This is a genomic window from Streptomyces sp. NPDC048257 (assembly GCF_043201855.1).
GTDB lineage: Bacteria > Actinomycetota > Actinomycetes > Streptomycetales > Streptomycetaceae > Streptomyces.
The window spans coordinates 103,525-124,662 of the sequence record NZ_JBICZI010000018.1 but is presented as its reverse complement, the minus strand read 5'-3'; the positions used below and the strand labels follow the sequence as shown (position 1 = coordinate 124,662).

19 protein-coding genes and 1 riboswitch are annotated in these 21,138 nt (G+C 73.0%); of the genes, 8 read left to right on the top strand and 11 right to left on the bottom strand.

The genetic code is table 11. The features are described 5' to 3' along the window. Nucleotides 1-1,010: 1,010 nt before the first annotated feature. The 3 genes from ACGFZK_RS27720 to thiO all read right to left on the bottom strand — a co-directional run bounded on the left by ACGFZK_RS27720 (nucleotide 1,011) and on the right by thiO (nucleotide 3,189). On the bottom strand, nucleotides 1,011-1,805 hold the full coding sequence (locus tag ACGFZK_RS27720) for a thiazole synthase (protein WP_393851572.1): 795 nt from the start codon (nucleotides 1,803-1,805) through the stop codon (nucleotides 1,011-1,013). Between the two features lie 5 nt (nucleotides 1,806-1,810). Continuing rightward, the gene (thiS, locus tag ACGFZK_RS27715; RefSeq protein WP_393851571.1) at nucleotides 1,811-2,011 is read right to left on the bottom strand and encodes a sulfur carrier protein ThiS; all 201 of its coding nucleotides are present in this window, start codon (nucleotides 2,009-2,011) and stop codon (nucleotides 1,811-1,813) included. Next, complete coding sequence (thiO, locus tag ACGFZK_RS27710; protein WP_393851570.1) at nucleotides 2,008-3,189, bottom strand: glycine oxidase ThiO; 1,182 nt, start codon at nucleotides 3,187-3,189, stop codon at nucleotides 2,008-2,010. Before thiO ends, thiS begins: the two co-directional genes overlap by 4 nt. Further along, a riboswitch (TPP riboswitch) is annotated at nucleotides 3,187-3,298 on the bottom strand. (Overlaps the previous gene by 3 nt.) A gap of 81 nt (nucleotides 3,299-3,379) precedes the next feature. Between thiO and ACGFZK_RS27705 the strand changes: the two genes are divergently transcribed. The 5 genes from ACGFZK_RS27705 (at nucleotide 3,380) to ACGFZK_RS27685 (ending at nucleotide 7,796) form a co-directional block, all read left to right on the top strand. Next, complete coding sequence (locus ACGFZK_RS27705) at nucleotides 3,380-4,600, top strand: NAD(P)/FAD-dependent oxidoreductase (protein WP_393851569.1); 1,221 nt, start codon at nucleotides 3,380-3,382, stop codon at nucleotides 4,598-4,600. 125 nt (nucleotides 4,601-4,725) lie between these two features. Beyond that, a complete protein-coding gene (locus tag ACGFZK_RS27700; protein ID WP_030724382.1) occupies nucleotides 4,726-5,091 on the top strand; it encodes an Rv2175c family DNA-binding protein in 366 nt (121 codons plus the stop codon). Nucleotides 5,092-5,164: 73 nt separating this feature from the next. Further along, the gene (thiE, locus tag ACGFZK_RS27695) at nucleotides 5,165-5,800 is read left to right on the top strand and encodes a thiamine phosphate synthase (protein WP_393851568.1); all 636 of its coding nucleotides are present in this window, start codon (nucleotides 5,165-5,167) and stop codon (nucleotides 5,798-5,800) included. Nucleotides 5,801-5,976: 176 nt separating this feature from the next. Further along, on the top strand, nucleotides 5,977-6,891 hold the full coding sequence (gene metF / locus ACGFZK_RS27690) for a methylenetetrahydrofolate reductase [NAD(P)H] (RefSeq protein ID WP_393851567.1): 915 nt from the start codon (nucleotides 5,977-5,979) through the stop codon (nucleotides 6,889-6,891). Between the two features lie 50 nt (nucleotides 6,892-6,941). Then, nucleotides 6,942-7,796, top strand: coding sequence for a hypothetical protein (locus tag ACGFZK_RS27685; RefSeq protein ID WP_393851566.1), 855 nt, complete (start codon nucleotides 6,942-6,944; stop codon nucleotides 7,794-7,796). A 13-nt stretch (nucleotides 7,797-7,809) separates the two neighbouring features. On the opposite strand, the gene ACGFZK_RS27680 is transcribed toward ACGFZK_RS27685, so the two are convergent. The 5 genes from ACGFZK_RS27680 to ACGFZK_RS27660 all read right to left on the bottom strand — a co-directional run bounded on the left by ACGFZK_RS27680 (nucleotide 7,810) and on the right by ACGFZK_RS27660 (nucleotide 11,997). Beyond that, the gene (locus tag ACGFZK_RS27680; RefSeq protein ID WP_393851565.1) at nucleotides 7,810-9,228 is read right to left on the bottom strand and encodes a phytoene desaturase family protein; all 1,419 of its coding nucleotides are present in this window, start codon (nucleotides 9,226-9,228) and stop codon (nucleotides 7,810-7,812) included. 37 nt (nucleotides 9,229-9,265) lie between these two features. Further along, entirely contained in the window at nucleotides 9,266-9,892 is a 627-nt protein-coding gene (locus tag ACGFZK_RS27675; RefSeq protein ID WP_393851564.1) for a DUF4126 domain-containing protein, read from the bottom strand. An 82-nt stretch (nucleotides 9,893-9,974) separates the two neighbouring features. Next, entirely contained in the window at nucleotides 9,975-10,376 is a 402-nt protein-coding gene (locus ACGFZK_RS27670) for a DUF3040 domain-containing protein (protein ID WP_393851563.1), read from the bottom strand. Between the two features lie 294 nt (nucleotides 10,377-10,670). Further along, on the bottom strand, nucleotides 10,671-11,429 hold the full coding sequence (locus ACGFZK_RS27665) for a class I SAM-dependent methyltransferase (protein ID WP_393851562.1): 759 nt from the start codon (nucleotides 11,427-11,429) through the stop codon (nucleotides 10,671-10,673). 73 nt (nucleotides 11,430-11,502) lie between these two features. Beyond that, the gene (locus tag ACGFZK_RS27660; protein WP_393851561.1) at nucleotides 11,503-11,997 is read right to left on the bottom strand and encodes an SAV_6107 family HEPN domain-containing protein; all 495 of its coding nucleotides are present in this window, start codon (nucleotides 11,995-11,997) and stop codon (nucleotides 11,503-11,505) included. Between the two features lie 173 nt (nucleotides 11,998-12,170). Here ACGFZK_RS27660 and ACGFZK_RS27655 point away from each other — a divergent pair, with 173 nt between their 5' ends. Genes ACGFZK_RS27655 through ACGFZK_RS27645 form a run of 3 tightly spaced genes read left to right on the top strand, consistent with a single transcriptional unit; the run spans nucleotide 12,171 to nucleotide 15,743 of the window. Then, nucleotides 12,171-13,016, top strand: a complete 846-nt coding sequence (locus ACGFZK_RS27655) for an ATP-binding cassette domain-containing protein (protein WP_393851560.1) — start codon at nucleotides 12,171-12,173, stop codon at nucleotides 13,014-13,016. Then, a complete protein-coding gene (locus ACGFZK_RS27650; RefSeq protein WP_393851559.1) occupies nucleotides 12,988-15,081 on the top strand; it encodes a YhgE/Pip family protein in 2,094 nt (697 codons plus the stop codon). Before ACGFZK_RS27655 ends, ACGFZK_RS27650 begins: the two co-directional genes overlap by 29 nt. 29 nt (nucleotides 15,082-15,110) lie before the next feature. Beyond that, entirely contained in the window at nucleotides 15,111-15,743 is a 633-nt protein-coding gene (locus ACGFZK_RS27645) for a TetR/AcrR family transcriptional regulator (RefSeq protein ID WP_393851558.1), read from the top strand. Nucleotides 15,744-16,218: 475 nt separating this feature from the next. Here ACGFZK_RS27645 and ACGFZK_RS27640 read toward each other — a convergent pair whose 3' ends face one another. From ACGFZK_RS27640 to ACGFZK_RS27630, 3 genes are read right to left on the bottom strand one after another with little or no spacing between them, the layout of a single operon-like run. Then, the gene (locus ACGFZK_RS27640) at nucleotides 16,219-18,633 is read right to left on the bottom strand and encodes a transglutaminaseTgpA domain-containing protein (RefSeq protein ID WP_393851557.1); all 2,415 of its coding nucleotides are present in this window, start codon (nucleotides 18,631-18,633) and stop codon (nucleotides 16,219-16,221) included. Then, complete coding sequence (locus ACGFZK_RS27635) at nucleotides 18,630-20,006, bottom strand: DUF58 domain-containing protein (RefSeq protein WP_393851556.1); 1,377 nt, start codon at nucleotides 20,004-20,006, stop codon at nucleotides 18,630-18,632. Before ACGFZK_RS27635 ends, ACGFZK_RS27640 begins: the two co-directional genes overlap by 4 nt. Next, the gene (locus tag ACGFZK_RS27630) at nucleotides 20,006-21,016 is read right to left on the bottom strand and encodes an AAA family ATPase (RefSeq protein ID WP_393851555.1); all 1,011 of its coding nucleotides are present in this window, start codon (nucleotides 21,014-21,016) and stop codon (nucleotides 20,006-20,008) included. The genes ACGFZK_RS27635 and ACGFZK_RS27630 overlap by 1 nt, the downstream gene beginning before the upstream one ends. Between the last annotated feature and the right edge of the window lie 122 nt (nucleotides 21,017-21,138).

The window sequence follows — 21,138 nt, the reverse complement described above, 5'->3', positions numbered from 1 at the left end:
GGCTGGGCATAGGCCGCCCACGACCTCAGTTCTGTGCCCGCTATGCGTCCGACGACCGCCTGGGGCTGGGCATACGCCGCCCACGACCTCGGTTCGGCGCCAGACATGCGTCCGACGACCGTCTATGGCTGGGCAAAAGCCGCCCACAGCCTCAGCACACTCTCTTTGACTGCGACCGGCCGCCGTCAGGGGCCGTTGAGAGGGGCTGGCGGCTGATTCCTCGGCTCAGCCGAGGTGGGGGCGGGTCAGCGCGAGGACAGCACCACAAATCCACTCACAAACAAGGGCAATTGGGGTAAACAGTCAGCCTTCCGAGCCGCACACACTCACTGACCCGAGCCCACCTCGACATAGCCGCCGTCAGACGCGCCTCCACCCCCCCCAACAGCCTTCAGACGCATCACATGAGGAGCACCCGAGGGTCGTGGGCGGCCTATGCCCAGCCGCAGACGGTCGCCGGACGCACAGCGGGCACCGAACCACGGTCGTGGGCGGTCTTTGCCGTACCCAGACGGTCGTCGGACGCATGTCGAGCATCGGAACAGAGGTCGTGGGCGGCCTATGTCCAGCCAGAGACGGGTCGCTGACGCTGAGACGTGAGGAGCGCGTAGCGATTGGACGCGCCCCACCGACCCGGCCGACGGCGGGCATGGGCCCCGTCTGTCGGTCGTGGCTGCTTGCGCCCGACCGGGGCGGGCGTCTCCGATGAGGCCGTCCCTTTGTCCTTGGCCCGGCTCGTTCTTTTGGGGGTTTCCCGGCTGTCTTCGACTTTCCGGGGCGGGCCGGTCGGTCAAGGGTGGAGCGCAGCGACATCGCGAAGCGACGCGAGGAACGAGCGCCCTTGAGGGACCGGCCCGGACCGGAGAGACGATGAGACTGACGGGAAGCCCCCATGCGCCACTCTGATGCCGATCAAGGGGCTCCCGCACACCCGGAGCCCCCGCCCCGCGTCACCACCCCGACCAGCCGGCGCCCCCGCCACCGAAGCCCCCGCCCCCGCCCCCGCCCCCTCAGAACGCCGGGCGTTCCGGGTCCAGTGACGCCCTGCCCTCCGTGGGGGAGGAGGCCTCCGCGAAGCGGCGTTGGGGGATGCGGCCCGCGCGGTGGGCGAGGCGGCCCGCCGAGACGGCGTCCCGCATGGCCGATGCCATCAGGACCGGCTCCTGCGCGCGGGTCACCGCCGAGGCCAGCATCACCGCCGCGCAGCCCAGTTCCATCGCCAGGGCCGCGTCCGACGCGGTGCCCGCGCCCGCGTCCAGGATGACCGGGACCGACGCGCGCTCCGTGATCAGCTCGAAGTTGTGCGGGTTGCGGATGCCCATGCCCGAGCCGATCGGGGACCCGAGCGGCATGATCGCCGCGCAGCCCACGTCCTCCAGCTTCCGCGCGAGGACCGGGTCGTCGTTGGTGTACGGGAGGACCGTGAAGCCCTCGTCCACCAGGATCTCGGCGGCGTCCAGCAGTTCGGCACCGTCCGGCAGGAGGGTCCGCTCGTCCGCGACCACTTCCAGCTTGATCCAGTCCGTGCCCAGCGCCTCCCGGGCCAGCCGGGCCGTGAGGACGGCCTCGCCCGCCGTGAAGCAGCCCGCCGTATTGGGCAGGACCGAGATGCCCAACCTGGTGAGCACGGACAGGACGGAGCCCTGGACCGTGGGGTCCAGCCGCCGCATCGCGACCGTGGTGAGCTCGGTGCCGGACGCGACGAGGGCGCGTTCCAGTACGTCCAGGCTCGGGGCCCCGCCCGTGCCCATGATCAGGCGGGAGGAGAACGTCCGGCCGCCGAGGGTGAAGAGGTCGTCCGCCATGCCGCTCAGCCTCCCTGGACCGCGGTGAGGATCTCGATGCGGTCGCCCTCGTCGACCCGCGTCGCCGGCCACTGCCCGCGCGGGACCACGGTCTCGTTGAGCGCGGCGGCGACGCCGGAGGGGGCCGTGGTCAGGGTGGCGACCACCGTGTCGAGGGTGGCGCCGGCGGCGATCTCGCGCGGCTCGCCGTTGACGGAGATGGTCATGCGTACGACTCCTGACGTGCGGCGGAGAACCGGCGGGGGGTGAAGGGACGCGCGATCTCCGGGAGTTCGCCGGTGGCCAGCAGCTCGGAGAGGACCTCGCCGGTGAGCGGGGTCAGCAGCACTCCGTTGCGGTAGTGCCCGGTCGCCAGGTGCAGGCCCGGCAGGTCGGTCGGGCCGAGCAGCGGGGCGTTGTCGGGGGATCCGGGGCGCAGTCCCGCCCGGGTCTCCGTGAGCGGGAGTTCGGTGATGCCGGGGACCAGTTCGTGGGCGTCGCGCAGGAGTTCGTAGACCCCGCCCGCGGTGACGGTGGTGTCCCAGCCGAGTTCCTCGCTGGTGGCGCCGATGACGAGTTCGCCGTTCTCGCGCGGCACCAGGTAGACGTGGCTGCCGCGCACGACGGCCCGTACGGTCCGCGAGAGGAACGGCGCGTACGCCGCCGGCACGGTGAGCCGCAGGACCTGGCCCTTGACCGGCCGTACGGGGGCCACGACCTCCGGCGGTACGCCCGCCAGCCGACCGGTGAGCGAGCCCGCGGCCAGGACCACCTGGTCGGCGAGCAGCTCCGTACCGTCGTCGAGGAGGGCGCCGGTCGCCCGGTCGGTGGTGGTGAGCAGCCGTTCCGCGGCCGCACGGTGGATGATCACGCCGGCCCGTTCGCAGGCGGCCAGCAGGGCGGCGGCGAGCCGGCGGGGGTCGACCTGGTGGTCGCCGTCGACGCGCAGGCCGCCGCGTACGCCGGGGGCGAGCAAGGGCTCCAGGCGGCGGCACTCGCGGCCGGTGAGCCACTCGGACTCCAGGCCGCAGCGGCGCTGCAGGGCGTGCAGTTCGCGCAGGTGGAGGCGGTCGTCGGAGTCGAGGGCGACGGCGAGGGTGCCGCAGGCGCGGTAGCCGATGTCCATGCCGCCGCTCGCTTCGGCGAGCTCGGCGGCGAACTGCGGATAGCGCGCGGCGGAGGCGAGGCCGAGGCCGAGCAGGGCTTCCTCGCCGTAGTGCAGTTCGGTGACGGGGGCGAGCATGCCGGCCGCGACCTGGGCGGCGCCGCCGCCGGGTGCGGGGTCGGCGAGTGTGGTGCTCAGTCCGCGCGCGGCGGCCCGCCAGGCGGTGACCAGGCCGATGATCCCGCCCCCGATGACGAGGACGTCGGATCCCGTGGCGGAATCCTTTCGAGATGAGTGCATGGGCGTCCAGCCCCTCCCTTCGCCGGCATGACCCGGATCAGGTTCGTACGGTCGGAGGCCGGCCAGCCTCCCTCTCAGCCCGGTGCGCCGGACTCCCGCGATAGGTACGGTGGCCAGACTAACCCGGCCGTGGACGGCGGGTAAGGCGGCACCTATTCCTGACGGAGCGTCAGGTGACTAGGGTGGCCGAGTGAGCGAGCAGACGGAACAGAATCAGCGCGGCGTCGTGATCGTCGGCGCCGGAATGGCCGGGGTGCAGACCGCGGTCGCCCTGCGCGAACAGGGCTTCACCGGGCCCGTGACCCTGCTGGGAGCCGAACCCCACCAGCCCTACGACCGGCCCCCGCTGTCCAAGGCGGTCCTCCTCGGCAAGGCCGAGGACTCCGCCTTCGACGTGGACTTCGAAGGACTCGAGATCGACCTCCGGCTCGGCACCGAGGTCACCGGACTGCGCGCCGCCGACCACGAGCTGGACACCGAGGCGGGCCCGGTCCCGTACGGGGTCCTCGTGCTGGCGACCGGCGCGCAGCCGCTGACCCTGCCCGGCACCGAGGGCGTCCCGGGCGTCCACCTGCTGCGCACGCTGGACGACGCGGCCCGGCTGCGCCCGGTACTGGCGACCGCGCCCCGGGCCGTGGTCGTCGGGGCGGGCTGGATCGGCGCCGAGTTCGCCACCGCCGCCCGGGAGGCGGGCTGCGAGGTCACCGTCGTCGAGGCGGCGGACCGGGTGCTGGCGGGGGCGCTGCCCGCCGAGGCCGCCGAGCCGATGGCGCGCTGGTACGAGGAGGCCGGCGCCGAGCTGATCACCGGGGCGAGGGTCGCCGGGATCGAGGAGGGCCGGGTCCTGCTCGCGGACGGGCGCGTCCTGCCCGCCGGCGCGGTGGTGGTCGGCATCGGCGCGCGCCCCGCCACCGGATGGCTGGCCGGGACCGGCGTGGAACGCGGTCCCGACGGCTCGATCACCGCGGACGCCCACCTGCGGACCTCGCTGCCCGGGGTGTACGCGGTCGGCGACTGCGCCTCCTTCCCGTCCGGGCGGTACGGGACGCGGCTGCTCGTGCACCACTGGGACAACGCGCTCCAGGGGCCGAGGACGGTCGCGGCGAACATCCTGGCCGGGGAGCCGGCCCAGGTCTACGACCCGGTGCCGTACTTCTGGTCGGAGCAGTTCGGACGCTTCGTGCAGTACGCCGGCCACCACGGCGGGGCCGACGCCCTGCTGCTGCGCGGCGACCCGGCCGGTCCGGCCTGGTCGGTGTGCTGGCTGCGGGACGGCGCACTCGTCGCCGTCCTGGCCGTGGGCCGCCCCCGCGACCTGGCGCAGGGCCGCCGCCTGATCGAGGCGGCGGTCCCTCTGGACCCCGCCAAGGTCCGCGACCCCGCGACCCCACTGAAGTCGGCCACCGTCTGACGCCCGGCCCGGCCCGGTCCTGGGGCGCCGGACGGGCCGGAAGAGCGTGCCCGGGGGCATGGGCCGCGACCCGGACGGGGCTGCTCAGGTACCGGCGGCGCAGCCGAGATGGCAGGCTTGTCCCTGTGACCGAGATTGACGCAAAGATCGATGCCCTTGTCCCCTCGTGGCTGTACCTCCCCGACATCGCGGAGATGCTGAACATCGAGGTGACCCGGGTCCGCCAGATGGTCAAGGAAGGGCAGCTCATCGCCGTCCGCCGGGGCGAGAACCGCTCCCTGCAGGTTCCGGCCCCCTTCATCGACGGTGACAAGGTCGTCAAGGGCCTCGTCGGTCTGCTGACCGTGCTGCGCGACGACCGTTTCACCGAGGAGGAGATCCTGGAGTGGCTCTTCACCGAGGATCCGACCCTGCCCGGCACCCCCGTGCAGGCGCTGAGTGAGAATCGCGGTACGGAGGTGAAGCGCCGCGCCCAGGCGCTCGCCCTCTGACCTGATCGCTCTCGCTCCACAGCGGTGTACGGGCCGCGGCCCGTACACCGCCTCCATCCCGGGGGGTACACCCATGCAGCTGTCCGACGCCCGGCTCTACCTCTGCACGGACGCCCGCAAGCGCCAGGGTGACCTCCCCGAGTTCCTCGACGCCGTCCTGTCCGGCGGCGTGGACATCGTCCAGCTGCGCGACAAGGGCATGGAGGCGGGGGAGGAGCTCGAGCACCTCCAGGTGTTCGCCGAGGCCGCCCGCCGCCACGGCAGGCTCCTCGCCGTGAACGACCGCGCCGACGTCGCCCACGCCATCGGCTCCGACGTCCTGCACCTCGGCCAGGGCGACATCCCCGTCCCCGCCGCCCGCGCCATCCTCGGCGAGCAGGTGCTGATCGGCCGGTCCTGCCACGCCGAGAGCGAGGTCGACGCGGCCGTCGCCGAAGCCGGAGTGGACTACTTCTGCACCGGCCCCTGCTGGCCCACCCCCACCAAGCCCGGCCGCCACGCCCCCGGCCTCGATCTGGTCCGGTACGCGGCCTCCCTGGACCAGGACCGTCCGTGGTTCGCCATCGGCGGCATCGACGGCTCGAACCTGGACGAGGTACTGGACGCCGGCGCCACCCGCGTCGTGGTCGTCCGCGCCCTCACCGAGGCCACCGACCCCGGGGCGGCCGCCGCGGAGCTCGCCAAGCGGGTCCGGGCCCGCCTCGCCTGAGTCCCGTCGACCCGGACGGCGGGAGGGCTCCGGTGTGCGGCCCCTACCTCGTGCGGACCCCGTGCGGACCCCGTACGGACCGTATTCGGCCAGAGCCTAGGCTCCAGGTGTCCAAAAACGTGTCCAAAACGTGGACAACGCTTCGGTGTCCGCCGGGCCGCGTCTAACCTGCCCACATGGCCTCTGGTACCGCTTCCACCTGGTCGGATCGTGCACACACGGTCCGCGACCTCCTCGCGTCCGGGCGCTCGTACTCCTTCGAGTTCTGGGCCCCGAAGACGGAGAAGGGCGAACGCAACCTCTGGAACGCCCTGCGCCGGGTCGAAGCGGTATCCCCCAGCTTCGTCTCCGTGACCTACGGAGCCGGCGGCTCCACCCGCGGCGGCACCGTCAAGGCCACCCAGGAAATCGCCGCGGACACCACCCTGACCCCCGTCGCGCACCTCACCGCCGTGGACCACTCGGTCGCCGAGCTGCGCAATGTCATCGGGCAGTTCGCGGACGCCGGGATCCGGAACATGCTCGTCGTGCGCGGAGACCCGCCGGGCGACCCGATGGGCGAGTGGGTCGCGCACCCCGAGGGCGTCCACTACGCCGCCGACCTGGTCCGACTGGTCAAGGAGTCCGGCGACTTCTGCGTGGGCGTCGCCGCCTTCCCCGAGATGCACCCGCGTTCGACGGACTGGGACACGGACATCCGGCACTTCGTGGACAAGTGCCGCGCCGGTGCCGACTACGCGATCACCCAGATGTTCTTCGATCCGGAGAATTATCTGCGGCTGCGCGACAGCGCCGAGAAGGCGGGCTGCGAGACCCCGATCATCCCCGAGGTCATGCCTGTTGTGGGTATCAAGCAGCTCGACCGACTGCCCCAACTCAGCAATGCGCTCTTCCCCGAGAACGTGAAAGAGCGCATGCTCGCCGTCAAGGACGACCCGGCCGCTGTACGCTCCATTGGCATCGAGTTCGCCACGGAGTTCTGCGCGCGACTGCTGTCCGAGGGTGTCCCGGGGCTGCACTTCATCACGCTCAACAATTCCACGGCGACTCTCGAGATCTACGAGAACCTGGGCCTGCACCAGCGGGCCTGATCGGCCGTCCCCCGTTCCCGCGCCGGCGGCCGTACCGAGAGGGGCCATGCATGGGAATGACGGTCCTCTACATCGCGTTCGGTTTCGTCGCGCTGTGGCTGCTTGCCGAGGTCCTGATGCAGTACAAGGCCCGGCTCCGCTGGCGCCTGCTCGCGTTCGCCGGCTTCCTCGGCGTGGTCGCCGGAGTGATCCTGCCGTCGGTGCTGGTCATCGGCGCCGGCGCGGCCGCGTTCGCCGTGGGCCAGACCCTGGTGACGCTGTCCTTCCGCAAGGGCTTCGTGGCCGGCTGGGCACTGCGCCGCGGCGGCGAGCCCGTACGGCAGACGCGCCGCCGCCGGTCTGCGGGCACCAAGCAGGAGCCCGCGCTCCAGGTCACCGCGCTGGAGTACGAGGACACGGCCGGAGCCGCGGACGAGCGGCCGTTCCGGGCCGAGGCCGAGGAGGTCTACAGCCCGCAGCCGGTGCCCGAGGAGACCGGGTCGTACGGGATACAGAGTTTCGCCCCGGCCCCCGACGTTGACCGGACGGCCTTCGCCTCCCCGTTCACCACGGCCGAGCAGGACGCCCACCAGTACGCGGCGTACTACGACCAGCAGAACCAGGGCGGCTACGACTACTCGGGCGGCTACCCCACGGGCGACCAGCAGCAGGTCTACGCCGCCTACTCGGACCCGTACATCGGCACCGGCGGCGGCGTCGCACCGCCCCAGCCGTACGACTACACCCCGTACGCCGACTACGGGCAGCAGCAGTACTCCACGGACACCCCGCCCGGCGGGGTCTGGGTCCCGCAGCAGCGCTCCACCGACGGCGCCGGCCAGGCCTACCCGTTGGACGAGCAGGGCGGCCCGCCCCAGCAGTACCCCTACCCCCAGCAGGGCGAGTACGAGCAGTACCGCTACTGAGCACCGCCGCCGGTCACTGGGAGCCGCGGAACTCCGCGCCCTCCACGATCAGTCCGGCCACCAGGGCCCCGGTCATCCCGGCGTGAGCCAGCCCGCCGCCGGGGTGGGCCCAGCCGCCCGCCAGGTACAGCCCGGGCACGGCCGTGGTGTTGGCCGGCTGGAGCAGCCGGCCCCCGGCCCCCGCGAGGGCGGGCGGGGGCACCGCGCCGCCCAGCGCACCCGTCGCCGCCTCGATGTCGGCCGGGGTGCGCACCTCGTGCCACAACAGCCGCTCCCGCAGCCCCTGTACGGCCTTCTCCGCGAGGTTCAACAGCTCCGCGGGCTCCGAGGTCCCGGGGCCGTGCACGGCGCTCACGGTGACCGCCTCGTGCTCCCCGTCGGGCCGGGTGGCCGGGTCGTCCGGGCGCAGGACGGTGACCTGCGCCCCTGAGGCGTGCACCAGGGTGCGGTGCACGGCCGTGGCGGGGCGGGCGCCGCGCAGCGCGAGCAGCAGTGTGATCCGCCCGGGTACGCCGTCCCCGCGGGCGGGGACGGCCTCCGGCGGCCACGGCAGCGAGCCGGCCGGCAGTCGACGGGGGTCGATCCCGCACACGACGGTGTCGGCGGCCGCCTCGCTTCCGTCGGCCAGCAGCAGACCGGCCGCCCGGCCGTCCCGCACCAGGACCTCCCGGACCTCCGCCCCGAAGGCGAACTCCACCTGGCGCTCCAGGCAGCGCTCGTACACGGCGGTGGCCAGGGCGCGCATCCCGCCGCGCACGTACCAGCTGCCGAAGGTCTGCTCCATGTACGGGAGCACGGCCGCCGAGGCGGGTGCGGTGGCGGGGTCGATCCCGTACCCGTGCACCAGGCCGGTCAGTACCTCCGCGAGGGCGCCGCCCAGTTCCCGGTCGGCCATCTCGGCGAGGGTCGGCGTACGGCGGCGCAGCAGCCCGCTCCGGCGCAGGGCCGGGTACGGGTCCTCGCCCAGACTCTGCCGGGCGCCGGGCCGCAGCGGCTCCTCCAGCAGGGGGCGCCGGGTGGCGTCCCAGGCGTCACGGGCACGGCCCAGGACGGCGTTCCAGCGTTCGCCCGCGCCCCGGCCGAAGGCGGAGTCCAGAGCGGTGGCGACCCCGCCGTGCGAGGCGCCGGGGAGGGTGACGTCGATGCCGTGGTGGGGCAGGACGTGCCGGACGGCCGGGTCCAGCTGGACCATGTCGACGCACGTCTCCAGCGACCGCTTGCCGGTCTTCACGAAGAGGTCGCGGTAGACGGCCGGCAGGTGCAGCAGCCCGGGTCCCGTGTCGAAGGCGAAGCCCTCGCGCTCGTACCGGCCGACGGCTCCGCCGTAGGTCGTCCCGCGTTCGTACACCGTCACCCGGTGCCCCGCCACGGCCAGCCGGGCCGCCGTCGCCATCGCGCCCATGCCGGCGCCGATCACCGCAATACGTGCCATGCGGCCGAGCCTATCCACCCAGGTGGGGGCCCTGAGGTCAGCGGGGTGGGGCCCCGGTGGTCTCGCGGGCCCCGGCGGCCAGCCGCTTCTCCTCACGGCGCTGGGCCCGGCGGCGCAGGAAGCGGCGGATCCGGCTCCAGAGGAAGATCAGTATGGCCAGTCCGATGGCCAGCAGCACGGCCGCGATGATCGCGGCGGCCTCGGGGTTGAACATCGCGAAGGTGACGAGCCCGGCCACGCCGAGGTCCTCGGCGATGCTCATGCCCACGTTCGTGAACGGCTCGGGCGAGGTGTTGATCGCCATCCGGGTGCCGGCTTTGACGAAGTGGCTGGCCAGCGCCGTGGAGCCGCCGACCGCGGCGGCGGTGATGTCGGAGAGCGAACCGCTCTGCCCGGCCAGCAGGGCGCCGACCACGGCGCCGGCCACCGGGCGGATCACGGTGTGGACGGTGTCCCATATCGAGTCCATGTACGGGACCTTGTCGGCGACCGCCTCGCACAGGAACAGCACCGCCGCGACGACCAGCACGTCCGTGCGCTGCAGCGAGGCGGGGACGCCGTCGGTCAGGCCGGTACGGCCGAAGATGCCGAGCAGGAGGACCACGGCGTAAGCGTTGATCCCACTGGCCCAGCCGCTGGTGAAGACCAGGGGGAGCACACTCATCGGGTCATCATGCCGTACGTGACCGCAGAAAAGTGAGGGGACGGCCGCACGGCGGCCATCCCCTCACCCACGTTGTCCGGGGCTAGTGCCCCTGCTCGTCACGGCGGCGCTGCCACCGTTCCTCGATGCGGTTCATCACCGACCGACGCTGCCGGTTCCGGCCGTGAGCCGGATCACCGGTACTTCCGGAGACGGGCTGCTCGCCAGGCTTGGGTGCCTTGCGCCAACCGGTGACCACCAGGACCGTACAGCCCAGCATGACGAGGAACCCCACCACGCTGATCCAGAGCACGTTCGGAATGATCACACCGGTCATGAGGAGCGCGATACCCACCACAATGCCTGCGACTGCCTGGTAGACCCGTCGCCGGGTGTACGTACGCAGTCCGCTTCCCTCAAGCGCTGTCGCGAACTTGGGATCTTCGGCGTACAGCGCTCGCTCCATCTGCTCGAGCATTCGCTGCTCGTGCTCCGAGAGCGGCACGGGAGTCCTCCTCATCCGTCGGTCGCGGGGGTAGCGACCAGGGGTCCCCTTCAGGATAGGCGGGGAATCGCCCCCGTGACACCCGCCCACTACGCCACGTCCCAAAAAGACACGGCCCAGAAATGGCGCAGCCGGTAAAGGCACTGCGAGAAAACCGTACCGCCGAGGGGGCGGTCACTGAGGCCCTTATTCCCCAATGGCCCGTCCACCATGCCGGTCACTGCACCTGATCATACGGGGCCGACGGCCGGATCGGAGGGTGTGCGGCGTACTCCGTGCGCGGAAGATCGCAGTTCAGGCCTGCTTCTCGCCCAGGACGTGCAGCTGGGTGGCGACCGCGTGGAAGGCGGGCAGCTCGGCCGCGGCCTCCTCCAGACGCAGCAGTGCCTCCACCGCGCCGGGCTCGGTGTCCACCAGGACCCCGGGCACCAGGTCGGCGAAGATCCGCACGCCGTGCACGGCGCCGACCGCGAGGCCGGCGCCACCGACCAGCTCGGAGAGCTGCTCGGCGGTGAAGCGGCGCGGCACCGGGTCGCCGGAGCCCCAGCGGCCGGCCGGGTCGGTGAGGGCGGTACGCGCCTCCGTGAAGTGCCCGGCCAGCGCGCGGGCCAGCACGGCTCCGCCGAGACCGGCGGCCAGCAGGCTGAGCGTGCCGCCGGCGCGGAGCGCGGCCGCGGTGTTGGCCACGCCCTCGGCCGGGTCGTCCACGTACTCCAGGACGCCGTGGCAGAGCACGACGTCGTACGCGTCCTGCTCGACGACGTCCAACAGGCCCTGGGCGTCGCCCTGGACGCCGCGCACCAGATCGGCGACACCGGCCTCGGCCACCCGGCGCTCCAGCCCGAACAGGGCGTTCGGGCTGGGGTCGACCACGGTGACCCGGTGGCCCAGACGGGCCACCGGCACGGCGAACTTTCCGGTGCCGCCACCGGTGTCGAGCACGTCCAGCACGTCCCGCCCGGTCGCCTTCACCCGGCGGTCGAGTGCCTCCTTGAGGACCTCCCACACCACGGCGGTGCGGAGGGAGGCACGGGGGCGGGAAGTGTCCGACACGGCTGATGGCTCCTCGGCGCGGTAAAGGGTGAACGGTCCTGGCCCACCCTATTGCCTTCCGCGACCGGGCAGCTCATCCCGCGTCGGGATGCTCCGGGCGTGGTTGCGGCAGGGTCTGTGACAAGGGTTGGGGCGCTGCCCGGACGGTGAGCATCCGCTCCACCAGGCGCAGGAACATCGAGGCCGCGCGCACCAGATCGTCCGCGTCCCGGTCACTCGCCGCGTCCGCTATCCCCGCCTCGGCCCTGGCCCGGCGGGCGGCGCCGGAGGCGAAGAGCGCGCTCCACTCGGTCAGCTCCGGCGCTATCTCCGGGAGCACCTCCCACGCGCTGCGGATCCGGGGCCGCCGCCGCGGGTTCACCGGCTCGGGCCGGCCGCGCGCGGCGAGCACGGCCGCGGCGGTGCGGAGTGCGGCGAGGTGGGCGGTGGCGTAGCGCTCGTTGGGGCGGGTCAGCCGGGCGGCCTCGGCCAGGCCGCTGTGGGCCTTGTCGAGCAGGTCGAGGGCGGCCGGTGGGGCCGTCGACTTCCGCAGGACGGGGTGGACAGGGGACGGGGACGGTGTGGCCATGACGAACCTCCTGTCGATGCGTTGCCCCCATCGTGACGGGCCCCACTGACAATCGCGCTGACCTGCGGATTTACGACCACGAATCGGGCAACTCCCCCCTCCTGCACACCAGGTGCGCAGAAGGATGCTACTTTTTGAACTGACCGGTCAGTTCAAAAAGAAGGGGGGACGGCATGGACAGCCCGCACGGCGCGTCCGTCAAAGCCGAGGACTTCGGACTCAAGGGCCCGCGGGGCTGGGCCTTCCGGGGGGTTGGCATCGACGCGGCGCCCGGCTCGCTCATCGCGGTCGAAGGCCCCTCCGGCAGCGGCCGGACCTGCCTGCTCCTTGCCCTCACCGGACGGATGAAACCCACCCAGGGACACGCCGAGGTCGGCGGCCACCGGCTGCCGAAGAAGATGGCAGCGGTCCGCCGGATCGCCGCCCTCGGCCCGGTCTCCGGGGTCACCGACCTCGACAAGGCCCTCACCGTCGCGGAACAGCTGCGCGAAGGCGCCCTGCTCCAGCGCCACTACGACGCTCCGGTCCGCGCGATGCTGCGGCCCCGCGCCGAGCGCCGCGCCCGCTCCGAGGCACGCATCGCCGCCGCCCTGGACGCCGCCGGGCTGGACTTCGCCACGCTGCCCAAGGGCGAGCGGACCACCGTACGGGACCTGGAACGCCTGGAATCCGTACGGCTGTCGGTCGCCATCGCCCTGCTGGGCTCCCCGGGGCTGCTGGCCCTCGACGACCTCGACCTCAAGCTGTCGGACACCGAACGTGCCCAGGCCTGGGACCTGCTCCGCTCGGTCGCCGCCCGCGGGATCACGGTCCTCGCGGTGTGCAGCGAGGCGCCCGCCGACGCGCTCGTCCTGCGGACCTGCCCCAAGGAGCCGGACGCCCCGCGGACGCCCGCCGGGCCCGACGCCGAGCCCGAGGCCGAGGGCGACACGAAGAACGACACCGACACCGACACCGACACCGAGAACGACGACACGAAGGGGGCGGACGATGCGCTCGCCGAAGCTGGCCGCGCTTGAGCTGAAGCGGTTCGGGCGGGGGAAGCTGCCCCGGGCCGCTCTCGTCGCGCTGCTCCTGCTGCCGCTGCTCTACGGAGCCCTGTACCTGTGGTCCTTCTGGGACCCGTACAGCCGCCTCGACAAGGTGCCCGTCGCCCTCGTCAACGCCGACAAGGGCACCACCGTCGACGGCAAGCGCCTCGACGCCGGCGACGAGATCACCAAGAAGCTGCACGCCAGCAAGACCTTCGACTGGCGCGAGGTGAGCGCCAAGGAGGCGGCCAAGGGCCTGGAGAACGGTACGTACTACCTGACCCTGACCATGCCCGCGGACTTCAGCGCGAAGATCGCCTCCAGCTCCGGCGAGGACCCCACCACCGGGGCCCTCCAGGTCCGCACGAACGACGCCAACAACTACATCGTCGGCTCGATCTCGCGGTCCGTCTTCTCCGAGGTCCGCTCCGCGGCGTCCACCAACGCCTCCCGCGGCTTCCTCGACAAGATCTTCGTCAACTTCTCCGACCTGCACGACAAGACCGCCGAGGCGGCCGACGGCGCCGACAAGCTCAAGGACGGCGCGGGCAAGGCCAAGGAAGGCGCCAAAGAGCTCGCCGACGGCCTCGACACGGCGGGGGAGAAGACCGGCGAGCTCAACAGCGGCCTGCAGAAGCTCAACTCGGCGGCCGGCAAGCTGGAGACCGGCTCGAAGGACGTCGCGGACGGCACCCAGGCCCTGGCCGACAAGGTCAACGGGGCCGCGGACAAGGCCCGCCCCTTCGTCAAGGACCCCAAGAACCTGGCGGACACCGCCGAGCTGGTCGCCGACAGCGCGAAGGTCGTCGGCAACCACCTCGACACGTTCGCCGAGAAGGCGCCGGCCGCCGCGGCCGCCGCAAAGAAGGCCGCCACCGGCGCGGACGCGTACTACACCAAGCACTGCGTCACCCCCGGCGGCGAACCGCACCTCGCCTCCTGCCCCGACCTGAAGAAGATCAAGGACAGCACGGCCGAGGCCGCCGAGCTCAGCGGGGACGTCAGCACCCTGGTCAAGAACGCCAACGGTGACGTCGGCAAGCTCCGCACCCAGCTGACCGACCTGGAGAAGAAGGCCCGCGAGCTCGTCGACAAGGCCCCGCAGCTCGCGGGCGACCTCGACGCGGCCGTCGCCAAGGTCAACGCCCTCAACGCCGGTGCCCACAAGGTCTCCAGCGGCATGAACCAGCTGCACACCGGTCTCGGCACCGCCACCACCGGCTCCGGTGCCCTCAGCGACGGCGTCGGCAAGCTCGGCGACGGCGCCCACCGCCTCGACGGCGGCATGTACAAGCTCGTCGACGGCACCGGCGAGCTCGCCGGCGGCCTGCACGAGGGCGCCGGCAAGATCCCCGACTACGACCAGCAGCAGCGCGACCAGCGCACCCAGGTCATGGCCGACCCGATCAAGCTCGCCAACCAGTCCCTGCACAAGGCGCCCAACTACGGCACCGGCTTCGCCCCCTACTTCATCCCGCTCTCCCTCTGGGTCGGCGCGATGGTCGCCTACATGCTGATCACCCCGCTGAACCGGCGGGCCCTGGCCTCCGGTGCCTCGCCCTGGCGGGTCGCCCTCGCGGGCTGGCTGCCCGTGGCCGGCCTCGGCGCGGCGCAGGTGGGCCTGCTGATGTCCGTCCTGCACTGGGCGCCCGGCCTCGGCCTGAAGATGGCCCACCCGGCCCTCACCATCGGCTTCCTGATGCTGGTCACCGGCTGCTTCGCCGCGATCGTCCAGTGGCTCAACGCCAAGTTCGGCGCCGCCGGCCGCATCCTGGTGCTGGCCGTCCTGATGCTCCAGCTGACCTCGGCGGGCGGTACGTACCCCGTTCAGACCAGCCCGGCCTTCTTCAACTGGATCCACCCGTACCTGCCGATGTCGTACGTCGTCGAGAGCCTGCGCCGCCTCATCACCGGTGGCGACCTCACCCCGGTCTGGCAAGGCAGCGCGGTCCTGCTGGCCTTCACCGTCGGCGCCCTCGCCCTCACCGCGCTCGCCGCCCGCGGCAAGCAGGTGTGGACCATGGACCGACTGCACCCCGAACTGAGCCTGTAGGGACGTGTTGACCTGTGACAATCAGCGCCATGGAAAGCAGCAGCACCGGTACGGGTACCGGCGGGGGCCGTCGCGCCGCCACCCGGCAGAAGCTCTACGAAGCGGCCGTGACCCTCATCGCCGAGCAGGGCTTCTCCGCGACCACGGTCGATGAGATCGCCGAGCGCGCCGGCGTCGCGAAGGGCACCGTCTACTACAACTTCGCGAGCAAGAACGACCTCTTCGAGGAACTGCTGCGGCACGGCGTCGGCCTGCTGACGGTCTCGCTGCGCACGGCGGCGGAGGAGACCGAGGCCCGCGGCGGCAGCCGCGTCGAGGCGCTCGACGCGATGATCCGCGCGGGGCTCGTCTTCATCGACCGCTACCCGGCCTTCACCCAGCTGTACGTCGCCGAGCTGTGGCGCACCAACCGCACGTGGCAGTCCACGCTGATGGTGGTCCGGCAGGAGGCGGTGGCCGTCGTGGAGACGGTGCTGCGCGAGGGCGTCGAGCGCGGTGAGCTGAGCGCCGAGATCGATGTGCCGCTCACGGCGGCCGCGATGGTCGGAATGGTGCTGGTGGCCGCCCTGGACTGGAAGTCCTTCCAGAGCGAGCGGTCCCTGGACGACGTGCACTCGGCGCTGTCGCTGCTGCTGCGGGGCCGGGTCAGCGGCAACCGCTGAAGCGCGGTCCGGCCGCCACGACCCCCCAGTCGGCGGTGCCGCGCGGGCGCGTCGCCCCGTAGAACTGGTGACACCTGCCGCGACGGCTGAGTATCCGTACCTAGGCACGGAAATGAGTACGCGCGCGGATGGGCTCCCACCTGCGCAGACGCCAGACTGGGAGCAACGGACAGGAGACCCGGTCCGCACCGCCGACACGGGGCTGCGGAGCGGACCGGGTACCTCCTCCCGTGACCGGGACGGGGGACGACGGGGGACGTCAGCCCGGTGACGCAGTACGCGAAACGGCGGGGCTCGGGGGGATCGAGCCTCGCCGTTTCGCGTCCGCGGGTTTGGCGGTTCGTGCGGTGGCCCGCGGCGCGGGGGTGGGCGCGGCACCGTTGCCGGGGCTCCGCCCCGGACCCCGCGCCTCAAGCGCCGGCGGGGCTGAGGGGAGCGCCTCAGGCGCCGGCGGGGCTGAGGAGCAGGGAGCGTCTCAGACGCGGCCTCTCAGGGGCAGCCGTTGGCGCAGTGCCGTCAGGCGGGCCGAGGCCGATGCCGCCACGGAGGCCCAGCGGGCCGAGGCCGCCCACGAGAGGCGGGCCGCCGAGCGCGGCAGCAGCAGGGCGCGCAGCCGCGGCAGCCGGTCCGCGGCCGCCAGCAGGCCCGTACGGGCCAGCAGCACGTCGTCCGCCAGCTCCGGGTACGGGACCTCCGTGCCCGAGGGTGCGTACAGGGCCCGCTCCACCGCACCGGCGACCCGGTGCACGGCTGCCGCGGGTTCCGGCTCCAGGCGGCCCAGGTCCACGATCCGGCTCGCCGTCCGGCGCGGGGACAGCGCCTCGTCCGGGACCACACCCGCGTCCCAGGCGGTGTCGCCCAGCTCCCGCCAGGCCGTCAGCACCTCCCCGGTCGCCAGGCGCCGGGCCCGAAGCCGGGTCCGCCACAGCAGCGGGAGCAGCGGCAGACCCAGCACCGCCACCACGAGCGCCGCCCAGCCGAGGACCGTCGTCACCGACGGCCCGTCGTCCTGGGGGGTGGTCGGTGCGGGCGCCGCCGCACCGCACTCGCCGAGCTTCTTGAGCGCCGGCGGGCACTCGGGCGTCGCCGTGGGCGCCGTCGCCGGCTGCGTCGCACCCTGCGAGGGCAGCGGAGCCGGCGCGGACGGCTGGGCGGCCGGGGCCTGCGGACGCGAGTAGTCCGGGACGTTGATGCCGGAGCGGGGCGTCGGCTCGAAGCGGGTCCAGCCCACGCCCTCGAAGTACAGCTCGGGCCAGGCGTGCGCGTCGCGCATCGACACGTTCACGCTGCCGTCCGACTGCTTCTCGCCGGGGGTGAAGCCCACCGCGACCCGGGCCGGGATGCCCAGCGAGCGGGACATCGCCGCCATCGAGAAGGCGAAGTGGACGCAGAAGCCCTCCTTGTCGGCGAGGAACCGGGCCACCGCCTGCGGACCCGTGCCCGAGGCCGTCTTCGTGTTGTAGCGGAAGCCGCCGTTCACGGCGAAGTAGTCCTGCAGCTTCACGGCCCGCGTGTAGTCGTCCCTCGCCCCCTGCGTCACCTGGCGGGCGGTATCGGCGACCACCGGCGGCAGGTTGTCCGGGAGCCTGGTGTACTCCTCCCGGACCGCGGGGTCGGGCACCGGGGCCTTCTGCAGCTGCTGCGCCGTCGGCTTCAGCAGCAGACTGCGCACCGTGTACATGGCGCCCTGGACGTTCTGGAACTTGTCCCGGCCCAGCTGGTCGCCGACCAGGGTCCGGCCGACCGGCTCGAACCGCCACTTGCCGCCGATCTCCACCGACGTGGCGGGGTACGGCATGGGCAGGTAGCGCTGGGTGTAGTTGTCCGCCGCCGAGATGCTGGTACGCACCTCCGCCGCGGAGACCCGGACCTGGTCGCCGAGCCCCGGCGGGTTCGGCAGCCGCTCCGGCACGTCGGTCAGGGCCCGCCCGGAGGCCTCCCACTTGACGCCGTTGAACTCGTCCAGCGCCAGGATCCGCAGGTACTGCTCGCCCTGCTGCGGGTTGTCCGTCCGGTACTTGAGGATCACGCGGTTGTCCTGCGCGTTCAGGTTGCTCTGCAGGGAGACCAGCGGGTTGACCGCCGAGATCGTCCCGCCCGCCCCGCTGCCGTCCTCGCCGCCGTCCTGCGTGCCGCCCAGCAGCCCGCCGCCGAGCGAGGGCAGGACGGCCGGCACCGCCAGCGCCAGGCCGAGGGCCATCACGCCGATCCGCCGCCCGAACTTCACGGGGGCCGTCGCCTGCCCGCCCGCCCCGTTCGCGAGCCCGGAGTCGGCTGCGCCCCGGCGCGGGGCGGCGCCGAAGACCCGGCCCCACTGGGCGAGCCGGTCCCGGCCCTCGGACAGCAGCAGCAACAGGTAGCCGCAGCCCGCCAGCAGGAAGGAGAACCAGGAGGCGTCCCCGCCGCCCGACAGGCCCGCGGCCACCGAGTACAGCGCGAGCAGCGGCAGTCCGGCCGCGGCGGCCGTGCGTACGGTCACCGCCAGCAGGTCCACCAGCAGCCCGATCAGCAGGACGCCGGACACCAGCAGCAGCTTGATGCCGTCCGTCAGCGGAGCCGGGATCGCGAACTCGCCCACGTCCTGGACGCCCTGGCCGAACAGCGCGCCGAAGTCCGTCACCAGGTAGGCCAGCGGCCCGTCCCCGTGGGACTCGCCCTTGCCCGCGTAGAGGAACGCGAGCAGCAGCAGCGACACCAGCAGCTGCGCGGCCACGGTCAGCGTCCGGGCCAGCGGCACCCGCCGGGCCCCGGCACCGACCGCGCTCTGCACGAGCAGCAGCAGCGCCGCCTGGAGCAGCCAGGCCTGCGAGTCCACCAGGGGGTTCAGCGACCACGAGGTGAGCAGCGTCGCCAGTGCCGCGAACAGCGTCAGTTTCGCCCGCCCGCTCATTCCCGACCTCCGGAGGTTCCCGTACCGACGCGCGCGGTCCCGGCCTGGCGCCACAGCTCGCCGAAGGCCACCCCGGGCGGGGCGGCCAGTGCCGTCCAGCCCGCGTCGCGCAGCCTGCGCAGCCGCTCCTGCAGCGGGGGCACGTCGTGCCCCGGTGCGGGCCGGCCGCCCCAGCTCGCGGAGTCCAGTACGAAGGCCACCGCACCGGAGGTGCGCTGGCGCATCCTGGCCGCCAGTTCCGTCTGTACGTCGTCCAGGTCGCCGAAGAAGGCGATGAGGAGCCCGTCGCCGCCGGCTCCGCCGAAGCCGCCGCTGCCCGCGCCGCGCACGGCGTCGTAGGCGCGGGAGAGCCCGGCGCCGTCGGAGTGCCCGACGACCGCGAGGGTGTCCATCATCAGCCCGGCGGCCTCCGCGGACTCCTGTCCGCCGGAGGAGAAGCCGCCGCCGCCCTCACCGGGCACCGAGTTGCCGGTGTCGGTGAGCAGCCGTACCGAGTAGCCCTGTTCCAGGACGTGCACCAGGCTGGAGGCGGCCGCGGAGACGGCCCACTCGAAGGCGGAGTCGGGGCCGGCGCCGTCGAAGGCCAGGCGCCGGGTGTCCAGCAGGACGGTGGCGCGGCTGCGCTGCGGCTGTTCCTCGCGGCGGACCATCAGCTCGCCGTAGCGGGCGGTGGAGCGCCAGTGCACCCGGCGCAGGTCGTCGCCGCGCCGGTAGCCGCGGGGGATCACGTCGTCGTCGCCGGCCAGGGCCAGGGAGCGGCGGCTGCCGTCGCCGTAGCCGTTGGACTCCCCGGCCAGGCGGACCGGCGGCAGGGGCTCGGTGCGCGGGATGACGGTGAGGGTGTCGTACGTGCTGAAGGAGCGCGTCAGCTCGACCAGCCCGAAGGGGTCGGAGAGGCGCAGCTGCAGCGGGCCGAGCGGGTAGCGGCCGCGCAGGTCGGAGCGGACCCGGTAGGACACCTCGCGGCGGCCGCCGGGCTCGACCCGGTCCAGTACGAAGCGCGGGCGCGGGCCGAGGACGTAGGGCACCCGGTCCTGGAGCATCAGCAGGCCGGTGGGCAGCCGGGAGACGTTGTCCATGCGCAGCTGCACCCGGGCCTCGGCGCCCGCGGGGACCCGCCCGGGGCTCAGCCGGCGGCTGCCGGAGACCCGGTAGCGGGTGCGGTGCAGGGCGTAGACGCAGATCAGCGGCAGGAGGGCGAGCAGCAGGCCGACGCGCAGCAGTTCGCCCTGGCCCAGGACGTACGCGCACACGGCGGCGGCTATCCCGGCGGCCAGGAACGAGCGGCCGCGGGTGGTCAGCCCGGACAGCGACGCGCGCAGGCCGCCGCGTTCCCCCGGGCCGCCGGCGCCGCGCGGGGCACCGGCGCTCATCAGAAGCCCCGGATGCCCGCGCCGGGCGGCATCTCGCCGCGGGCGTGCGCGGCCGGGACGGGGGTGCGCTGCAGGATCTCGCCGACGACCTGCTCGGCGGTGCGGCGGTTCAGCTGGGCCTGCGCGGTGGGCAGCAGCCGGTGTGCGAGGACCGGGGCGGCCAGGGCCTGGACGTCGTCGGGCAGGACGTAGTCCCGGCCGGCGAGTGCGGCGGAGGCCTTCACGGCGCGCAGCAGGTGCAGGGTGGCGCGGGGCGAGGCGCCGAGCCGCAGGTCGGGGTGGGTGCGGGTGGCGGAGACCAGGTCGACGACGTAGCGCCGGACGGGCTCGGCCACGTACACCTCGCGGACCGCTTCGATGAGCTTGACGATCTCGTGGGAGTGCGCGACGGACGTCAGGTCGTCGAGCGGGGAGACCCCGCCGTGCACGTCGAGCATCTGGAGCTCGGCCTCGGGGCTGGGGTAGCCGACGGAGACGCGGGCCATGAAGCGGTCGCGCTGCGCCTCGGGCAGCGGGTACGTGCCCTCCATCTCCACCGGGTTCTGGGTGGCGACGACCATGAAGGGGCTGGGCAGCGTGTAGGTCGTGCCGTCGATGGTGACCTGGCGCTCCTCCATCGACTCCAGCAGCGCGGACTGGGTCTTGGGCGAGGCGCGGTTGATCTCGTCACCGATGACGATCTGCGCGAAGATCGCGCCCGGCTTGAACTCGAACTCGCGGCGCTGCTGGTCGTAGATGCTGACACCGGTGATGTCGGAGGGCAGCAGGTCCGGGGTGAACTGGATGCGCTGCACCGAGCAGTCGATGGACTTGGCGAGCGTCTTGGCGAGCATCGTCTTGCCGACGCCGGGGACGTCCTCGATCAGCAGGTGTCCCTCGGCGAGCAGCACGGTGAGCGCGAGGCGGACGACCTCGGGCTTGCCCTCGATCACGCTCTCGACCGACTGGCGCACCCGCTCCGCCGTGCTGGTCAGATCCGCGAGGCTCGCTCGGTCGTCGTACGTCGTCACCTTGGTTCTCCTCGGCCCATTCCCAGGGCCGACGCCCTTGGCGCATGAACCGGCCCACCCCGAAACACGGACACCTCCCGGGAGGATCCCGGGTGGTGCCATCCCGCATTCTTGACGGCGTT